Below are 17,422 nucleotides of genomic sequence, written 5' to 3'. Positions count from 1 at the left end.
GCTCAGAAAGGGACCGAGAAAAAATGGCAACTACAAAAACAACGCCGGAATTCGATCGTGACGATGAAGTGCTCCTGATGGAGCTTGGCGTCGCTCAGGAAATGCTCTCTTTGACTGTCGACGACGAGATCGAGTCCGTCGGTAGCACCACCTCTTCCAGCAGTGCGCGGCAGCACAAGTTTGTCGACTACACCCGCGCACTTGATGCGACCCAGCTCTACCTCAACGAAATCGGTTTCTCGCCGTTGCTCAGCCCGGAAGAGGAAGTGCATTTCGCGCGCATGGCCCGTCGCGGCGAAGCGGCTGGGCGCAAGCGCATGATCGAGAGCAACTTGCGCTTGGTGGTGAAGATTGCGCGGCGTTACGTCAATCGCGGTCTGACCCTGCTCGACCTGATCGAGGAGGGCAACCTCGGCCTGATCCGCGCGGTGGAGAAGTTCGATCCCGAGCGCGGTTTCCGTTTCTCCACCTACGCCACCTGGTGGATTCGCCAGACCATCGAGCGGGCGATCATGAACCAGACGCGCACCATCCGTCTGCCGATTCATGTGGTCAAGGAACTCAACGTCTATCTGCGTGCCGCCCGGGAGCTGACGCAGAAGCTCGATCATGAGCCTACGGCCGATGAAATCGCCACGTTGCTGGAAAAGCCGGTGGCCGAGGTCAAGCGCATGCTGGGCCTGAACGAGCGAGTGACCTCGGTGGACGTCGCCCTCGGCCCGGACTCCGACAAGACCTTGCTGGATACCCTGACCGACGATCATCCGACCGATCCCTGCGAGCTGCTGCAGGATGAGGATCTGGGGCAGAGCATCGACCTGTGGCTGTCGGAGCTGACCGATAAGCAGCGTGAGGTGGTGATCCGTCGCTTCGGCCTGCGTGGTCACGAAAGCAGCACGCTGGAGGAGGTTGGTCGTGAGATTGGCTTGACCCGTGAGCGGGTACGGCAGATCCAGGTCGAAGCGCTCAAGCGCCTGCGCGAGATTCTGGAAACCAACGGCCTGTCCAGCGAGTCGCTGTTTCAATAAAGCACCTCCTGCTCCAGCCCTGCATGCGAACCCCGGCCTCGGCCGGGGTTCGTGCTTGTGGGTGTAGGGATCAAGGAGAGCGTGGCTGCCAGCTTTGAAAAAGTTCCGGCGGATTGCCTACAAGGCATGTAAGTTATTGCTTACACGTCTTGTAGGATGATCTCTGGAGTGCGTGCCGGAATTTATCCTTTCATTTTTTATGGTTTTATAACTGATTGTTTTTAAAGGGATTAGTTTTTTGGCGAGGCGTTTTCCAGAGTGGCAAACGGCTGGCCGCGTACTTGTGCGAAACCCTGCCACGGCTAATATCTACCTTGCGTACAGGGAATGACGCAGCCGGCACGGATGCCGGTCAGGACATCACTGGAAGTGGTTCACCAGGACGGTGATTAGGGAAAAAAGAGTGGCGGGGTAACCCGCCCTTTTTTTTGTCTGCGTTTTTTGCAGGCGTTGTTCCCGCCGCCACGCTGGCCGCCCAAGAGGATTGCGTGCGCTCAGCTTTCGCGCGCTACCGGCCGGGCCGGATCGGTAATCCACTCGCTCCAGGAACCGGCATACAACCTGGCCAGCGGGTAGCCCGCCAGGCACAGGGCGAACAGGTTGTGGCAGGCGGTCACCCCCGAGCCGCAGTAGGCAACCAGCTGTTCCGGCGGGCGCATGCCGAGCAGTGCAGCAAAGCGCCGACGCAGGACTTCGGGGGGCAGGAAGCGGCCGTCGTTGCCCAGGTTGTCGATGAAGGCTGCGCACTGTGCGCCGGGAATATGCCCGGCCACCGGGTCGATCGGCTCCACCTCGCCGCGAAAGCGCGGTAATCCCCGCGCATCCAGCAGGATCAGCTCGGGGTCGGTCAGACGCTGCAGCAATTCGTCGCTGCCTAGCACCAGGGCGTCGTCCGGACTCCCAGCGAAGTCGCCGGGTACGGGTTGCGGCTGATGTTGTTCCAGCGGCAGTCCGGCAGCCTGCCAGGCGCTCAAGCCCCCATCCAGCAGGTAGACACCTGCGCGCTTGCCCAGCCACAGCAGCAGCCACCAGGCGCGGGCGGCAAAGGCGCCGGGGCCGTCGTCGTACAGCACGATTTCGCTGTCGTGGTTAACTCCCCAGTCGCGCAGGCGCCGGCACAGCTGCTGCGGGTCCGGCAGCGGGTGGCGGCCGGTCTTGCCGGCTATCACCGGTGCCGACAGGTCTTGCTCCAGATCGGCAAAGCAGGCGCCGGGCAGATGCTCGGCAGCGTGGGCGCGCCGGCCATACGCCGGGTCTTCCAGGGCGAAGCGGCAGTCGAGAATCACCAGACCGGGCTGCCCCAGACGGCGGGCCAGGTCTTGCGGGCTGATCAGGCGGGCGAGCGACATCGGGGAACCTCGGCAAATGGGTGGTCTTGGGGGGCGCCGCTAAACGGCTAAAGATTACCGCGGCCGGGGACGCCGTGCAGGCCCGATTCGCCGCTGTTCGCCAGGCTTGCGCGGTATACTGCCCTTTTTCCGCAGGAGAGCCCCGTGCCCGCTATCGATATCCGCTGGATCCTGGACGACGCCACGCTCGCTGCCTGCTGCAGTGCGTGGCGCACGCGGCCGTTCGTTGCCCTGGATACCGAGTTCATGCGGGTCGACACCTTCTATCCGATCGCCGCGCTGTTGCAGGTGGGCGATGGCGAGGCGGTGTGGCTGATCGATCCGCTGCAGATCGGCGATTGGGCACCCTTTGCTGCCCTGCTGGAGGATCCGGCAGTGGTCAAGGTGCTGCATTCCTGCAGCGAGGATCTCGAGGTGTTCAAGCGTCTGACCGGCAGCCTGCCGCAGCCGCTGTTCGATACCCAGATTGCCGCCGGCTACCTGAACATCGGTTTTTCCATGGGCTACTCGCGACTGGTCAAGGAGCTGCTGGGCCTTGACCTGCCGAAGGACGAGACCCGTTCCGATTGGTTGCAGCGTCCGCTCAGCGAGATGCAGGTGCGCTATGCCGCCGAGGACGTGGAGCACCTGTGTGAGGTCTACCGTGAACTGGAGGCGCGCCTGAGCGCCGACAAGCGTGCCTGGCTGCTGGACGACGGCGCCGAATTGGTGGCGGCCCAGCGCGAGGTGAACGACCTGCAAGAGGCCTGGCGCGAGGTCAAGCTGGCCTGGCGCCTGAATGGCCAGCAGCTCGCCGTGCTGCGTGCGCTCTGCATCTGGCGCGAGGAACAGGCGCGCCGGCGCGACCAGCCGCGCAACCGTATCCTGCGCGAGCGTTCGCTGTGGCCGCTGGCGCGCACCCAGCCACGTGATGCGGTGGCGTTGGCGCGCATCGAGGACATGCACCCGCGGACCGTGCGTCAGGATGGCGAAACCCTGCTGCGCCTGATTGCCGAGGCGGCGGCCCTGCCGGCCGAGCAATGGCCGGCGCAGCTGCCCGAGCCGCTGCCGCTGGAAGCCTCGGCACTGTTGAAGAAGCTGCGGGCGGTCGGCCAGCGCGAGGGCGAGCGCCTGCAGATCGTGCCCGAGTTGATGCTGCGCAAGAAGGTGCTCGAGGCCTTGCTGAAAACCGGCTATCCCGCCGGCCCCTACACCCTGCCGGACTCCCTGCGCGGCTGGCGTCGCGCGCTGATGGGCCAGGCCCTGCTCGATACCCTGGCTTGAGGTCGAAGATGAAACGTATCTGCTCCATTTACAAAAGCCCGCGCAAGCGCGAGATGTACCTGTACGTCGACAAGCGCGACGCGCTGAAGCGCGTGCCGGAAGGCTTGCTCGGCGCCTTCGGCGCGCCGCAGCACGTGTTCGACATGCTGCTCACCCCCGAGCGCAAGCTGGCCCGCGAGGATGCGGTCCAGGTGCTGGAAAACATCGAGAAGCAGGGCTACCACCTGCAGATGCCGCCGCCGGAGGACGACTACATCGAGCACCTGCCGGACGAATTGCTGCGCCGCAACGATCCAGTCTGAGGTCCGGCGCCGGTTAGCCACACGGCTGTCCGCCGGCCTGCCGGCAGCGGCCGGTGTCGCCGGCTTGATCGAGGTCAAGCGCGAGCGGTCGCGGCGTTCTATGGTGATTGCATCGAGGCATAGGCAAGGGGAAGCAAGATGGATACAGGCAAGTTGGGTCGCGGACTGTTACTGGGGGGATTGTTGGCGAGTCTGGCCGCCTGCGCGCAAGCGCCATGGTCGTCCGGCGCGGGCCGCCCCGACGGCTCGCAGCATTGTCAGCTGATGCAGCAGCAATGCCAGGCCATTCAGGCGGCGAAGACCCCCGAGGAGCGACAGAAGCTGATGCTGGAGCACCGTCAGGCGATGATGGCGGGCGGCATGGGCATGCACGAGGACTGCCCGGCCATGGGCATGCACGGCGGCATGGGCATGATGCCGGGGATGATGGATGGGGGCATGGGTCATGGCATGGGCCCGGGTGCGATGGGCGCTGCGCCGACCGCCGAACAGCTCGACCGGCAGATTGAGCGCGTCGAACTGATGCTCAAGCAGCTCAAGACCCAGCGCGCCGGCATGGGCAAATGACCGTCGGCGTCCGGCGGCGGGCTCCACGCCGCCGGTCGTAGCAGCCCCTGGCTTGCACTTGGCTGCTTCGGGGCTGGCGGCTAGACTGCCGCACCCGCACGGAGATCCCCGCCATGGCTGCCAAGACCGAACCTTTCTGGAAGCGCAAGACCCTCGCCCAGCTCGACCGCGACGAATGGGAGTCGCTGTGCGACGGCTGCGGCCTGTGCTGCCTGCAGAAGCTCGAGGATGAGGAGGACGGTAGCGTCTACTACACGCGCATCGCCTGCAAGCTCCTCGACCGGGACACCTGCCGCTGCAGCAACTACGCCGAGCGCAAGCAGCATGTTCCCGACTGCATCCAGCTCACCGCTGCCGATGCCGCGGAATTCCGCTGGCTGCCGCCAACCTGCGCCTATCGTCTCGTCGCCGAAGGCAAGGACCTGCTGCCCTGGCACCACCTGGTCTGTGGCGATCCGCAGGCGGTGCACGACGCGCGCATTTCCCACGCCGGGCGCATGCTCAGTGAAAGCTCGGTGGCCGAGGAAGACTGGGAAGAGCACCTGATTTTTCGTGCCGGCTGAACCTGTCTTCGCACAGGTTATCCAACTGCCCAGCATAAGGAGATTCCGTCATGTTCCAACGCTTCAAGACTCCGTGGGCGGTGCTGCTGCTCGGACTTGCCACGCCGCTGGCAGCGGCGCAGCGGGTCGACGTGGATTATCGGGTGCGCTTCCTGCCGGACAGCGACCAGGCCGAGGTCACTCTCACCCTGGAGCGCGGTGAGGTGCTGAGATACCTGGACTTCAGTCTCGGCGACAAGGGCTATTACAGTGACTTCCAGGCCCAGGGCGAGTGGGAGCAGAGCGGCCCTGAGCGCGGGGTCTGGCGGCCGCAGCAGGGCAAGGCGCAGCTCACCTATCGGGTCAAGATCAGCCACCCGCGTGCCAATGGTCGCTACGATGCCCGCATGACCCCGGGCTGGGCATTGCTGCGCGGCGACGATCTGGTACCGGCGGCCAAGATCGATGTGCAGAACGACGTCGAGCTGGTCTCGCGGCTGCAGTTCGAGCTGCCCGAGGGCTGGCAGAGCGTGGAAACCGGCTGGCCGCGGATCGGCAAGAACCGCTTCCGCATCGACAATCCGGAGCGCCGCTTCGACCGCCCGACCGGCTGGATCCTCGCCGGCAAGCTCGGCACCCGGCGCGCCATCCTCGGCAAGACCGACGTAGCGGTGGCCGCGCCGGTGGGCGAGGGCGTGCGGCGGATGGACATCCTCACCCTGCTGACCTTCGTCTGGCCGCATGCCCAGGCGGTGTTTCCCCGCGAGCCGGCCAAGCTGCTGGTCGTCGGCGCTGGCGACCCGATGTGGCGCGGCGGCCTGTCCGGCCCCAACTCGCTGTACATGCACCGCGACCGCCCGCTGGTCAGCGAAAACGGCACCAGCTCGCTGGTGCACGAGCTGGTCCACGTGTTCAGCCGCATCAGCGACACCGACCGCAGCGACTGGATCACCGAAGGCATCGCCGAGTACTACGCCATCGAGCTGATGCGCCGCGCCGGCGGCCTGAGCGAGGATCGCTACCAGAAGGTGCGCAAGCAACTGACCCGCTGGAGCCGCAAGGTCACCACCCTGCGCGGCGAGCAGGCCAGCGGTCCGGTGACGGCGCGGGCGGTGCTGCTGCTGCAGGACCTGGATGGCGAGCTGCGCCAGGCCAGTGCCGGCAAGCATTCGCTGGACGACGTGGCCCGTGGCCTGATGCGCCTGGACCGGGCCAGCACCCGCGATTTGGTCGAGATCAGCGAGAACCTGCTGGGCGGGCCGTCCAAGGTGCTGGATACCCGCCTGCTGCACTGAGCGGCGTTGGCCGCAACGACAAAGGGCGCCGACGGGCGCCCTTTGTCGTTGCTAGCCCAGGCTTCAGGCCAGGCCGAGCACCTTGAGCAGGAAGGCGTATTCCAGCGCCGCATCCTTGAGCGCCTGATAGCGCCCGCTCATCCCTCCGTGACCGGCGCCCAGCTCGGTCTTGAGCAGTAGCAGATTGGCGTCGGTCTTGCTGGCGCGCAGCTTGGCCACCCATTTGGCCGCTTCCCAGTACTGCACGCGGCTGTCGTTGTAGCCGGCGACAGCGAGGATCGCCGGGTAGGCCTGGGCGCTGACGTTCTCGTAGGGCGCATAGGCCCGGATCCGCTCGTACACCGCCGGCTCGTGCGGGTCGCCCCACTCGTCGTACTCGGTCACCGTCAGCGGCAGCTCGGGGTTCTGCATGGTGTTGAGGATGTCGACGAAGGGCACCTCGGCGATGGCTGCGGCGAACAGCTCGGGGCGCTGGTTGAGCACCGCGCCGATCAGCAGGCCGCCGGCGCTGCCGCCGCTGATCGCCAGCTGCGCCGGGGTGGTGTAGCCGTCCTCGATCAGCTGCTCGGCGCAGGCGATGAAGTCGCCGAAGGTGTTCTGCTTGTGCTCCAGCTTGCCGGCGCGGTACCAGGCCTCGCCCAGCTCGCCGCCGCCGCGCACATGGGCGATGGCGAACAGGAAACCGCGCTCCAGCAGGCTCAGCCGCGCGTGGGAGAACCACGGGTCGAGGCTTTCGCCGTAGGCGCCGTAGCCGTATAGGTAGAGGGGCGCGGGGCGGCCGAAACTGTCGTGGCGGCCGACCAGGCTGATCGGCACCCGGGTGCCGTCCGCCGCGCTGGCCCAGATCCGCCGGCTCTCGTAGGCGTCGGCATCGAACGGGCCTTCCACCGGGGTCTGCTTGAGCACTGTCTGCGCGCCGCTGGCCAGCTCCAGCTGGCGGATCTGCGCCGGGCGGTTGAGCGCCTCGTAGCGCAGGCGGATCGCCGGGCTGTCGAACTCCAGGTCGTCGTAGACGTGCAGGCTGTAGGTGGCATCCGGCAGCTGCACCCGGTAGGGCGCCGCGCCGCGGGGCAGCACCTCGATCACCGGCAGGCCGTTGTCGCGCAGGTCGAGGGTGATGGCGCCGGCATTGAGGCTGAAGTCCTCGAGCATCAGCGTCTCGCGGTGCGGCACCAGTGATTGCCAGTGTTCGCGGGTCGGTGTGCCTTCCTCGGCACGGTACAGGGCGAAGTTGATGCCGGCCTGGTTGCTGCGGATCAGCCAGCACCACTGGCCGTCGACCTGGCCGTGGTCGGGGTAGTACTCGTGGCCTTCCGCGCGCGGGGCCAGGCAGCGGAACTCGCCCAGAGGTTGCTCGGCGTCGAGCACCCAGGCCTCGCTGGTGGTCTTGCTGGCCAGCAGCAGGATCAGCTGGCGTTCGGAGCTGGCGCGGTGGCAGCCGAGGAAGAAGCGGCCGTCCTGCTCCTCGAACACCAGCTCGGCATCCGCCTCGCCCAGACGATGGCGATACAGCTTGTGCGGGCGGTGGGTGTCGTCCAGCTCGCCGAAGAACAGCGTGCGGCTGTCGTTGGCCCAGGTCATGCTGCCGTCGCAGTCGGCGAAGGGCAGGGCGGTGACTTCGCCCGTGTCCAGCTCCTTGACGTACAGCTGGTAGATCTCGTCGCCCTCGGTATCCAGGCTGTAGGCCAGGCGGCTGTGGTCGGGACTGATGCTGAAGGCGCCGAGGTCCAGATAACCTTCGCCGGCCAGCAGGTTGGGGTCGAGCAGCAGCTGCTCGCCGGCTTCGACGATGCCCAGCGAGCCGTCGACCGGGCGCGGGCAGCGGTAGTGGCGCGGATACTCCTCGCCGGCCGTGGTGCGCTGGTAGTACAGCCACGGGCCCCAGGGCGTGGGCAGCGACAGATCGGTCTCGCGGATGCGCGCGCGGATCTCCTCGAACAGCTGCTCGCGCAGGGCAGCTTGTCCGCTGAGCTGCTCGTCCAGCCAGGCGTTTTCGGCCTGCAGGTAGTCGAGCACTTCGGCGCTGTCGCGCTGCTCCAGCCAGGCGTAGGGGTCGGCGCCAGCCTGGCGGCGGGCGAGGGGCGGGGTGAGGGACATCGGCTGACTCCAGCCGCAGCTGACGCGCGGCTCCGGGGAAAAGCCGCTATCATAAGCGCCCTTATTCCGCTGCCGCCACGCACCGATGACTGAACAAGATTACCTTCTCGCCTGGGCGGTCTACGCCGTTGCCGCACTCGGCTGCCTGCTGGTCGGCTTTCGCATCACTAGCTGGATGTGGCGCGGGCTGCGCGAGCCCTTGCGGGTACTGATCGCCGTGCTGCTGCTGAGCCCGACGCTGGTCGATCCGGTGCGCGACCTCTATGCCCCGGCGATCGCCATCACTGCCCTGGATCTGCTGATGAAAACCGGCAGCAACCTGTGGCGGGCGATCAGCGACCTGGCGATGTTCGGCATGATCGGTTTTGCCCTCTACCTGCTGTTCGTCGTCATCCGCTGGCCGCTGTTGCGCCGCAGCAGGGCGAAGCGTCAGGCCGCCGAGGCGGCGCGCGAACCGACCATGCGTGAAGTGCTCGAGCAGCGCAATCTGGCCGACGGTCGCGTCGAGCCGCGCCTGTAAGCCCGCGGTCCTCAGGGAGTCAACGCATGTGTGAACTGCTGGGCATGAGTGCCAACGTGCCGACCGATATCGTGTTCAGTTTCACCGGGCTGATGCAGCGCGGCGGTCGCACCGGACCGCATCGCGACGGCTGGGGCATCGCCTTCTACGAAGGCCGTGGCCTGCGCCTGTTCCAGGATCCGCAGGCGAGCAGCGAGTCGGAGGTGGCGCGGCTGGTGCAGCGCTATCCGATCAAGAGCGAGGTGGTCATCGGCCATATCCGCCAGGCCAACGTCGGCAAGGTGAGTCTGGCCAACACCCATCCGTTCGTGCGCGAGCTGTGGGGGCGCAACTGGTGCTTCGCGCACAACGGCCAGCTGGCGGGTTTCGCGCCGCAGCCCGGCTTCTACCGGCCGGTGGGCGATACCGACAGCGAAGCGGCGTTCTGCGATCTGCTCAATCGCATCCGCCTGGTCTTTCCCGAACCGGTGGAGATCGAGGAGCTGCTGCCGACCCTGGTTCAGGCCTGCGCCGACTATCGCCGCCTTGGCGTGTTCAATGCCCTGCTCAGCGACGGCGACTGGCTGTTCAGCTTCTGCTCGACCAAGCTGGCACACATTACCCGGCGCGCGCCGTTCGGGCCGGCGCAGCTCAAGGATGCCGATCTGCGGGTGGACTTCCAGGCGGAAACCACTCCGGACGACGTGGTGACGGTGGTCGCTACCGAGCCGCTGACCGCCAACGAGGCCTGGGCGCTGTATCAGCCGGGGCAGTGGATGCTGTGGCGGCGTGGCGAGATGGTCGCCGAGGGGCAGGTCGCAGGCTGAGGCGGGGTTTGCGGACGGTAAAACCGCCGCTAGGCGCTTGCGCTGAATCGCGGGCATAAAAAAACCCGGCTCGAGAGCCGGGTTTTTTCACACTCAGATCAGCGATTAGCCGATGATCTGGATGTTGGAAGCTTGCTTGCCCTTCGGACCAGTGGTCACTTCGAAGGACACTTTCTGGTTTTCGGCCAAGGTCTTGAAGCCCTGAGCGCGAATTTCAGAGAAGTGGGCGAACAGGTCGTCACCACCGTCGTCCGGCTTGATGAAACCGAAGCCTTTGGTGTCGTTGAACCACTTAACAGTGCCAGTTGCCATTTCGTGTAATTCCTAGGTGTTGATTTGTAGCTGAACCGGAGTTCATCGGTGTGGAATCAAGATATCGAGAATGACGAACTGACGTACTGAATCAGTGCGTTCACAGCTTACGTATTCCGCCTTGACCTACACCTTCACTTTGCCCGTTCCCGTCCGGCATGGCAAACACTTTTTCGCCAAGCTGTGAAAAATCCCTTCCAGCCCAGAAGTGGCGCGGGTTGGCCGGTTTTTGCCGGCCTGACCGGACCGCGCCGGAGAGCATGTCGCGACACCTCTTCGACGCGGATCGCCTTGTCGGTTACTGCTGCAGCTCCTGCTCGCCGAACAGGCCGTCGAACAGCATGGTGGACAGGTAGCGCTCGCCGGAGTCGGGGAGGATCACCACGATAGTCTTGCCCTGCATCGCCGGCTCCTTGGCGATGCGCACCGCGGCGGCCATGGCGGCGCCGCAGGAGATGCCGCAGAGGATGCCTTCCTCACGCATCAGGCGCAGGGCCATGTCCTTGGCCTCGTCGTCGCTCACCGTCTCGACGCGGTCGACGATCGACAGGTCGAGGTTCTTCGGCACGAAGCCGGCGCCGATGCCCTGGATCTTGTGCGGGCTGGGCTTGACCTCGCTGCCGGCCAGGGTCTGGCTGATCACCGGCGAGCCGGCCGGCTCCACCGCCACCGCGAGGATCGGCTTGCCCATGGTGTTCTTGATGTAGCGCGACACGCCGGTGATGGTGCCGCCGGTGCCGACGCCGGCCACCAGCACGTCGATGGCGCCGTCGGTGTCGTTCCAGATCTCCGGGCCGGTGGTCTGTTCGTGGATCGCCGGGTTGGCCGGGTTCTCGAACTGCTGCAGCAGCAGGTACTCGCCCGGGTGGGCGGCGGCCAGTTCGCTGGCCTTGTCGATGGCGCCCTTCATGCCCTTGGCCGGCTCGGTCAGCACCAGCTCGGCGCCGAGCCCCTTGAGTACCTTGCGCCGCTCCAGGCTCATGGAGGCGGGCATGGTCAGCACCAGCTTGTAGCCCTTGGCCGCGGCGACGAAGGCCAGGCCGATGCCGGTGTTGCCGGAGGTCGGCTCGACGATGGTCATGCCCGGCTTGAGCCGGCCGCTCTGCTCGGCGTCCCAGATCATGCTGGCGCCGATCCGGCACTTGACCGAGTAGGCCGGGTTGCGGCCCTCGTTCTTGGCCAGAATGGTCACGCCCTGCGGGCCGAGGCGGTTGATGCGGATCAGCGGTGTGTTGCCGATGGCTTGGGCGTTGTCTGCGTAGATGCGGCTCATGTCGGGCCTTCTCCTCCGATGAAAAGATGAACCGCATCAGCCTATGCCGTCGGCGTGGGGGCGTCCAGAGCCGGCGTTCCCAGCCCGCGGGCCGGCACGCTATAGTCGGGCATTCGCCGCCGGCAGGGCCGGCCACGCCTGTCCGCACAAGGATTGATACCGATGAAGTTCGAAGGCACCGCGTCCTACGTCGCCACCGACGACCTCAAGCTGGCGGTCAACGCCGCCATCACCCTGCAGCGCCCGCTGCTGGTCAAGGGCGAGCCGGGTACCGGCAAGACCCTGCTCGCCGAGCAACTGGCCGAGGCGCTGGGCACCCGGCTGATCACCTGGCACATCAAGTCCACCACCAAGGCGCACCAAGGCCTCTACGAGTACGATGCGGTCAGTCGCCTGCGCGACTCGCAGCTGGGCGTGGACAAGGTCCACGACGTGCGCAACTACATCAGGAAGGGCAAGCTGTGGGAGGCCTTCGAGAGCGGCGAGCGGGTGGTGCTGTTGATCGACGAGATCGACAAAGCCGACATCGAGTTCCCCAACGACCTGTTGCAGGAACTCGACCGCATGGAGTTCTTCGTCTACGAGACCGGCGAGACCATCAAGGCCGTGCAGCGGCCGATCATCCTGATCACCTCCAACAACGAGAAGGAGCTGCCGGACGCCTTCCTGCGCCGCTGCTTCTTCCACTACATCGCCTTCCCCGACCGCGCCACCCTGCAGCAGATCGTCGATGTGCACTTCCCCAGTATCCGTCAGGAGCTGGTGCAGGAGGCGCTGGAGATATTCTTCGACCTCCGCAAGGTGCCGGGGCTGAAGAAGAAGCCGTCCACCTCCGAGCTGGTCGACTGGCTCAAGCTGCTGATGGCCGACCAGATCGGCGAGGCGCTGCTGCGCGAGCGTGACCCGAGCAAGGCGATTCCGCCGCTGGCCGGCGCGCTGGTGAAGAACGAGCAGGACGTGCAGCTGCTCGAGCGGTTGGCGTTCATGAACCGGCGCGTCGGACGCTGAACTCCTCAGGACCGTCCTCCCTCTGGCGACGAGGCCAGTCACCGCTCCAGGATCGAGAGCCTTAACCCATGAAACTTGGCAATTTCAGCAACCGGATCACCTACCTGGTGATGGGGCTGCTTGGCCTGGCCTGCATCAGCGTCCTGCTGACCGCCCAGCTGGCCATCGAGCGTCGGGACACCGTGGGTGCCCAGCACCATGCCAGCGACGCGCTCAGCGAGTTGCAGCTGGGTTCTCAGGCCCTGACCCTCGCTGTGTTCGGCTACGTGGCAACCGGCGAGGAGCGCTTCCGGCAGGCCTTCTTCACCGAGCGGAATGAGATCCGCTCGCGGGACAAGGCCCTCGAGCAGTTCCTGGCCCTGAAGCTGCCCGCGAGTGACAACGCGCAGATGGTAGAGGCCAAGCGCCGCTCGGATGCCCTGGTCGAGCTGGAGCTGGAGGCTTTTGACGCGGTGGATGGTGGCGCCCGCCAGCGAGCTATCGAGCTGGTATTCGGTCCGCAGTATGAGGCGGCCCGGCTGGCGATCCGTGAACCCCTGCAGCAACTGAGTGGACGGGTTCACCAAGAGTACGAGGCCAGGATCGAGGCGCTCGACCGTCAGGTCAATCGGGCCATGATTGCCGCCCAGGTATTGATGCTGGCCAGCCTGCTGCTGGTAGTGCTGGTGCTGCGCCGCTTCTACCATCGCCGCGTGCTGCAGCCACTGATCGAGCTGACCGGCAACACCCGGCAGCTGCTCGGCGGTGCTCGCGACCTCCGCTATCCGCATGTCGGGGAGCAGTCGGAAATCGGCGATCTCAGCCGCACCCTGCGCAGCTACCAGGACACCCTGTGCGAGCTGGATGCGCAGCGCCAACAGAGCAGCCAGGCCGAGGCCTGGTATCGGCAGATCATCGAGTTCTCCCCGGACGGCATGCTGATCGTCGACAGCGATGGGCAGATCCTGATCGCCAACCCCAAGGCTCACGAGCTGTTCGGCTATGCGCCGGGCGAGCTGCTCGGGACTTGCGTCGACGATCTGGTGCCGACGGATATCCGCCCGGGTCATGCCCAGATGCGCGCCCGCTTCATGGGCGGGGACGGCAGCAGGCTGATGGGCAGCATGCGTGGCGATTTCCGTGGGGTGGACCGCCAAGGGCGGGAGTTCCCGGTCGAGCTGGGCCTGACCCGTCTGCCGCTGCTGGCCGGGCGCTCGCCGTGTGCCTGCGCGACGCTGCGCGATCTCAGTGAGCGCAAGCAGTTCGAGCAGGCCATCGCCGACCAGCTGGAATTGCAGCGCGTGCTGCTCGACACCCAGCCGTATCCGGTGTTCTTCAAGGATGCCAGGGGACGCTACCTGGGCTTCAATCAGGCCTTCCTGGATGCCTTCCAGGTCAGCCGCGAGGAGCTGATCGGCAAGACCGTGTCGCAGTTCATCCAGTTGCCGGAGGAGGATCGCCCCCGCTACCAGCAGGCCAACGAGCGCATCCTGCGCGAGGGCGGGCGCTACTCGGCAGAAATGCGCATCCCTCTCGCCGATGGCCAGATGCACTCGGCCCTCTACAACCTGTCCAGCTACGGCAGCAGCGATGGCCGGGTAGCCGGGCTGGTTGGCTCGCTGATCGACATTTCGGCGCAGAAGGCCGCCGAACAGGCTCAGGCCACGGCCAAGGAGCTGGCGGAGGAGGCGACCCGGCTCAAATCGGACTTCCTGGCCAACATGAGCCATGAGATCCGCACGCCAATGAACGTGATCATGGGCATGGCGCACCTGGCCCTGGACAGCGATCCGGAGCCGCGTCAGCGCAACTACCTGGAGAAGATCCACGCGGCGGCGCAGAACCTGCTGGGGATCATCAACGACATCCTCGACTTCTCCAAGATCGAGGCCGGCAAGATGCAGTTCGAGAAGGTCGAGTTCTTCCTCGAGGATGTGCTTGGCAGCCTCGCCGACCAGGCCATGGTCAAGGCGCAGGAAAAGGGCCTCGAGCTGCTGTTCGACATCGACACCGATGTGCCCACCGGTCTGCTCGGCGACCCCTTGCGCCTCGGCCAGGTGCTGAGCAACCTGCTGAGCAATGCCATCAAGTTCACCGGGCAGGGCGAGATCACCATCGCCATCCATCGGGAAGAGGACAGCGAGCAGGGCACCTGGTTGCGCTTCGAGGTCATCGACACCGGCATCGGTCTCAGTGAGGAACAGTGCAGCAAGCTGTTCCAGGCCTTCACCCAGGCCGATTCCTCGACCTCGCGCAAGTACGGTGGTACCGGGCTGGGGCTGACCATCTGCAAGCGGCTGGTCGATCTGATGGGCGGCGAGATCGGCGTGGAGTCCGCGCCCGGCCGCGGCAGTACCTTCCATTTTCGGGTGCCGTTCCACCTGCAGACCTCCCAGCGCGAACTGCTGATCGATGGCGACGATGTGCTGGGTATGCCGATCCTGGTGGTCGACGACAATGCCAGCGCTCGGGAAATCTTCCACAGCATGCTCAGTGCGCTGAAGTTCGAGGTGGGTACCGCCCGCGACGCCGCCGATGCCATTCGCCAGCTGGAGCAGGCCCATGCCGCCGGGCGCCCGTACCGCCTGGTGATCATGGACTGGATGATGCCGGGCATGGATGGCGTGCAGGCCATCCGCACCATTCGCCGGGATCTGCGGATCGGCGAAACTCCGCTGTTCGTCATGGTCACCGCCTACAGTCGCGACGAGCTGCTCGAGCGGCTCGGCGATACCCGGGTCGAAGGGGTACTGGTCAAGCCGATCACCCCCTCGACCCTGCTCGACAGCATCCTCACCACCTTCGGTCGGGCGGTCGTGACGCCACCGCGCAAGCGGGCGTTGCAGGCCGAGTATCTGGAGGCCCAGAAGGCGCTGCGCGGGGCCTTCCTGCTGCTGGTGGAGGACAACCTGGTCAACCAGGAAATGGCCACGGAAATCCTCGGGCGTGCCGGCATTCGCGTCGAGGTCGCCAACAACGGGGCCGAAGCCCTGGCCATGCTCGAGCGGCAGTCCTACGACGGCGTGCTGATGGATTGCCAGATGCCGGTGATGGATGGCTTCGAGGCGACCCGGCAGATTCGTCGGCAGGCAGCCTATGCCGAGCTGCCGGTGCTGGCGATGACCGCCAATGCCATGGCCGGTGATAAGGAAAAATGCCTGGCCGCCGGCATGAACGACCACATTGCCAAACCCATCGACGTGACCCAGCTGTTCATCGCCCTGCATCGCTGGGTCAAGGTTGCTCATCCGCATTTGGACGCCATGCCGGCGCTGGCCGAGGGCGGAGCCGAGTTGCCGGCGATTGCCGGCCTGCAACTGGAGGTGGCCTTGCAGCGCCTGGACGGCAACCGGGCGCTGCTGCGCAAGCTGCTCGGGCGCTTCTGCGAGTCCCAGGGCGATGTCGTGACCCGGATCCGTCAGGCCCGGCAGGCGGGAGAGGCGGAGACGGCCGTACGCATCGCGCATACCCTCAAGGGGCTGGCGGGCAATATCGGTGCCCAGGCCCTTGCCCTGAGTGCCGCCGCACTGGAGGCGCAGTTGCGCCAGCAGTGCGAGGCGGAGGTCGAGCTGCTTCTGCCCGGCCTGGAGCTGGAGCTGCAGGTGCTGGTTGGGCGCATCGCCGCTGCGCTGGCGACCGGCACGGAGTCTGAGCGGGTAGCGGCAGGCGGCGCCGTCGATCAGGCCGCGTTTGGCCACGGCTTGCGGCGCCTGACCGAACTGCTGCGTGACGATGACGGCGAAGCCGGCGCATGTCTGGCCGGGCTGCTCGAGCCTTTGGCCAGCCTGGGGCTGCAGGAGCTGGCGGTACAGCTGCAGCGGCTGATCGGCCGCTACGAGTTCGAGGAGGCCCTGGCGTTGCTGCAGAACGAACCGGCGCTGGCTGGTGCCGAAGCAGACGCGTAGTCTCTGTCATCAGGACGGATATTTAAGGAAGCGATATGAGCCAGGAACCGACCCAGAGCACCATCCTGCTGGTGGATGACGTTGCCGACAATATCGACATCCTCAACGAGGTGCTGTCGCCTCACTACCGCACCCGCGTCGCCCTCAACGGCGAGAAGGCGCTGAAGATCGCCTGTTCCGCCACTCCGCCGGACCTGATCCTGCTCGACATCATGATGCCTGGCCTGGATGGCTATCAGGTGTGCGAGCAGCTCAAGAGCAACCCGGACACCCGCGACATCCCGGTGATCTTCGTCAGCGCCATGAGTGAAGTGGATGATGAGCGCCGCGGTCTGGAGCTCGGCGCGGTGGACTACATCACCAAACCGATCAGCCCGGCCATCGTGCTGGCCCGGGTGCGCACCCACCTCGCGCTGTACGACCAGAACCGCGAGCTGGCGCGCCAGGTCAGCGCGCGCACCGCCGAGCTGTTCAATACCCGTCAGCAGATCATCCGGCGCCTGGGGCGCGCGGCGGAGTTCCGCGACAACGAGACGGGCAACCACATCATCCGCATGAGCCACTTCTGCCGCCTGATTGGCGAGGAGTTCGGCCTCGGCGAGAAGAGTCTGGACATCCTCTACAACGCCGCGCCCATGCACGATGTCGGCAAGATCGGCATTCCCGACCACATCCTGCTCAAGCCGGGGGCGCTGGACGCTGACGAGTGGGCACAGATCAAGCGCCATCCGGAGATCGGTGCGGAAATCATTGGCCAGCACAGTGATGAACTGCTGCAGGCGGCGCGAACCATCGCGCTGTGCCACCACGAGAAGTGGGATGGCAGCGGCTACCCGCGCGGTTTGAAGGGTAAGGAGATTCCCCTGATGGCGCGCATCGTCGCCCTGGCCGACGTGTTCGATGCCCTCACCAGTACTCGGCCCTACAAGAAGGCCTGGCCGCTGGAGGAAGCACTGGGTCATATCGAGGCTCAGGTCGGCATCCATTTCGATCCGGGCCTGATCGGCGCATTCAAGCGGGCGCTGCCGCAGATGCTGAAGATTCGTGAGCAGTTCGCCGATTATCACGGCGCACTCGAGGATAGCCTGGCTGTTCGGAGCGGCAGTCTCCCCGAGTCGTCTGGCCAGGCAGCCGCGCCGACCGCCAACAAACAGCCTCAGCCGGCCTGAGACTGAG

15 protein-coding genes are annotated in these 17,422 nt (G+C 65.8%); 11 read left to right on the top strand and 4 right to left on the bottom strand.

Going from position 1 to position 17,422, the window contains the following annotated elements:
• Nucleotides 1–23: 23 nt before the first annotated feature.
• Nucleotides 24–1,028, top strand: coding sequence for an RNA polymerase sigma factor RpoS (gene rpoS / locus KRX52_RS01255; protein WP_217679329.1), 1,005 nt, complete (start codon nt 24–26; stop codon nt 1,026–1,028).
• A 494-nt stretch (nt 1,029–1,522) separates the two neighbouring features.
• Here the strand turns inward: rpoS and KRX52_RS01250 are convergent, their stop codons facing one another.
• Nucleotides 1,523–2,377, bottom strand: coding sequence for a sulfurtransferase (locus tag KRX52_RS01250; protein ID WP_217679328.1), 855 nt, complete (start codon nt 2,375–2,377; stop codon nt 1,523–1,525).
• Nucleotides 2,378–2,521: 144 nt separating this feature from the next.
• Between KRX52_RS01250 and rnd the strand changes: the two genes are divergently transcribed.
• The 5 genes from rnd to KRX52_RS01225 all read left to right on the top strand — a co-directional run bounded on the left by rnd (nt 2,522) and on the right by KRX52_RS01225 (nt 6,346).
• On the top strand, nt 2,522–3,640 hold the full coding sequence (gene rnd, locus KRX52_RS01245) for a ribonuclease D (protein ID WP_217679327.1): 1,119 nt from the start codon (nt 2,522–2,524) through the stop codon (nt 3,638–3,640).
• A gap of 8 nt (nt 3,641–3,648) precedes the next feature.
• On the top strand, nt 3,649–3,942 hold the full coding sequence (locus tag KRX52_RS01240; RefSeq protein ID WP_217679326.1) for a YcgL domain-containing protein: 294 nt from the start codon (nt 3,649–3,651) through the stop codon (nt 3,940–3,942).
• Nucleotides 3,943–4,206: 264 nt separating this feature from the next.
• Nucleotides 4,207–4,509, top strand: coding sequence for a hypothetical protein (locus tag KRX52_RS01235; RefSeq protein ID WP_254797304.1), 303 nt, complete (start codon nt 4,207–4,209; stop codon nt 4,507–4,509).
• 113 nt (nt 4,510–4,622) lie between these two features.
• Nucleotides 4,623–5,072: a YcgN family cysteine cluster protein gene (locus tag KRX52_RS01230; protein ID WP_217679324.1), complete on the top strand. Its 450-nt coding sequence runs from the start codon at nt 4,623–4,625 to the stop codon at nt 5,070–5,072.
• 50 nt (nt 5,073–5,122) lie between these two features.
• Nucleotides 5,123–6,346: a hypothetical protein gene (locus tag KRX52_RS01225; protein WP_217679323.1), complete on the top strand. Its 1,224-nt coding sequence runs from the start codon at nt 5,123–5,125 to the stop codon at nt 6,344–6,346.
• A 63-nt stretch (nt 6,347–6,409) separates the two neighbouring features.
• On the opposite strand, the gene KRX52_RS01220 is transcribed toward KRX52_RS01225, so the two are convergent.
• The gene (locus tag KRX52_RS01220; protein ID WP_217679322.1) at nt 6,410–8,443 is read right to left on the bottom strand and encodes a S9 family peptidase; all 2,034 of its coding nucleotides are present in this window, start codon (nt 8,441–8,443) and stop codon (nt 6,410–6,412) included.
• Between the two features lie 85 nt (nt 8,444–8,528).
• Between KRX52_RS01220 and KRX52_RS01215 the strand changes: the two genes are divergently transcribed.
• Both KRX52_RS01215 and KRX52_RS01210 read left to right on the top strand, forming a co-directional pair.
• The gene (locus KRX52_RS01215) at nt 8,529–8,963 is read left to right on the top strand and encodes an MFS transporter (protein WP_217679321.1); all 435 of its coding nucleotides are present in this window, start codon (nt 8,529–8,531) and stop codon (nt 8,961–8,963) included.
• A gap of 26 nt (nt 8,964–8,989) precedes the next feature.
• Complete coding sequence (locus tag KRX52_RS01210; protein WP_217679320.1) at nt 8,990–9,769, top strand: class II glutamine amidotransferase; 780 nt, start codon at nt 8,990–8,992, stop codon at nt 9,767–9,769.
• A gap of 105 nt (nt 9,770–9,874) precedes the next feature.
• On the opposite strand, the gene KRX52_RS01205 is transcribed toward KRX52_RS01210, so the two are convergent.
• Nucleotides 9,875–10,081: a cold-shock protein gene (locus KRX52_RS01205; RefSeq protein WP_090214396.1), complete on the bottom strand. Its 207-nt coding sequence runs from the start codon at nt 10,079–10,081 to the stop codon at nt 9,875–9,877.
• Nucleotides 10,082–10,379: 298 nt separating this feature from the next.
• Nucleotides 10,380–11,354 (bottom strand): cysteine synthase A, encoded by a 975-nt coding sequence (gene cysK / locus KRX52_RS01200; protein ID WP_217679319.1) that lies wholly within the window; start codon nt 11,352–11,354, stop codon nt 10,380–10,382.
• A 162-nt stretch (nt 11,355–11,516) separates the two neighbouring features.
• On the opposite strand from cysK, the gene KRX52_RS01195 reads away from it, so the two are divergent.
• From KRX52_RS01195 to KRX52_RS01185, 3 genes are all read left to right on the top strand, one after another.
• Nucleotides 11,517–12,362: an AAA family ATPase gene (locus KRX52_RS01195; protein ID WP_217679318.1), complete on the top strand. Its 846-nt coding sequence runs from the start codon at nt 11,517–11,519 to the stop codon at nt 12,360–12,362.
• A 68-nt stretch (nt 12,363–12,430) separates the two neighbouring features.
• Nucleotides 12,431–16,246, top strand: coding sequence for a response regulator (locus KRX52_RS01190; RefSeq protein WP_254797303.1), 3,816 nt, complete (start codon nt 12,431–12,433; stop codon nt 16,244–16,246).
• Nucleotides 16,247–16,281: 35 nt separating this feature from the next.
• Nucleotides 16,282–17,415: an HD-GYP domain-containing protein gene (locus KRX52_RS01185; RefSeq protein ID WP_217679317.1), complete on the top strand. Its 1,134-nt coding sequence runs from the start codon at nt 16,282–16,284 to the stop codon at nt 17,413–17,415.
• Nucleotides 17,416–17,422 lie beyond the last annotated feature (7 nt).

The sequence above is a fragment of the Geopseudomonas aromaticivorans genome (assembly GCF_019097855.1).
Taxonomy (GTDB): domain Bacteria; phylum Pseudomonadota; class Gammaproteobacteria; order Pseudomonadales; family Pseudomonadaceae; genus Geopseudomonas; species Geopseudomonas aromaticivorans.
This window is presented reverse-complemented; position numbering and strand designations above follow the sequence as displayed.

What these genes read in the sequence shown, in the direction of transcription:
- KRX52_RS01250 (WP_217679328.1), bottom strand. Translation starts at nt 2,377, where the DNA reads ATGTCGCTCGCCCGCCTGATCAGCCCGCAAGACCTGGCCCGCCGTCTG.
- KRX52_RS01230 (WP_217679324.1), top strand. Translation starts at nt 4,623, where the DNA reads ATGGCTGCCAAGACCGAACCTTTCTGGAAGCGCAAGACCCTCGCCCAG.
- KRX52_RS01185 (WP_217679317.1), top strand. Translation starts at nt 16,282, where the DNA reads ATGAGCCAGGAACCGACCCAGAGCACCATCCTGCTGGTGGATGACGTT.
- KRX52_RS01210 (WP_217679320.1), top strand. Translation starts at nt 8,990, where the DNA reads ATGTGTGAACTGCTGGGCATGAGTGCCAACGTGCCGACCGATATCGTG.
- KRX52_RS01225 (WP_217679323.1), top strand. Translation starts at nt 5,123, where the DNA reads ATGTTCCAACGCTTCAAGACTCCGTGGGCGGTGCTGCTGCTCGGACTT.
- KRX52_RS01235 (WP_254797304.1), top strand. Translation starts at nt 4,207, where the DNA reads ATGCAGCAGCAATGCCAGGCCATTCAGGCGGCGAAGACCCCCGAGGAG.
- rpoS (WP_217679329.1), top strand. Translation starts at nt 24, where the DNA reads ATGGCAACTACAAAAACAACGCCGGAATTCGATCGTGACGATGAAGTG.
- KRX52_RS01195 (WP_217679318.1), top strand. Translation starts at nt 11,517, where the DNA reads ATGAAGTTCGAAGGCACCGCGTCCTACGTCGCCACCGACGACCTCAAG.
- KRX52_RS01205 (WP_090214396.1), bottom strand. Translation starts at nt 10,081, where the DNA reads ATGGCAACTGGCACTGTTAAGTGGTTCAACGACACCAAAGGCTTCGGT.
- KRX52_RS01220 (WP_217679322.1), bottom strand. Translation starts at nt 8,443, where the DNA reads ATGTCCCTCACCCCGCCCCTCGCCCGCCGCCAGGCTGGCGCCGACCCC.
- cysK (WP_217679319.1), bottom strand. Translation starts at nt 11,354, where the DNA reads ATGAGCCGCATCTACGCAGACAACGCCCAAGCCATCGGCAACACACCG.
- KRX52_RS01190 (WP_254797303.1), top strand. Translation starts at nt 12,431, where the DNA reads ATGAAACTTGGCAATTTCAGCAACCGGATCACCTACCTGGTGATGGGG.
- KRX52_RS01215 (WP_217679321.1), top strand. Translation starts at nt 8,529, where the DNA reads ATGACTGAACAAGATTACCTTCTCGCCTGGGCGGTCTACGCCGTTGCC.
- KRX52_RS01240 (WP_217679326.1), top strand. Translation starts at nt 3,649, where the DNA reads ATGAAACGTATCTGCTCCATTTACAAAAGCCCGCGCAAGCGCGAGATG.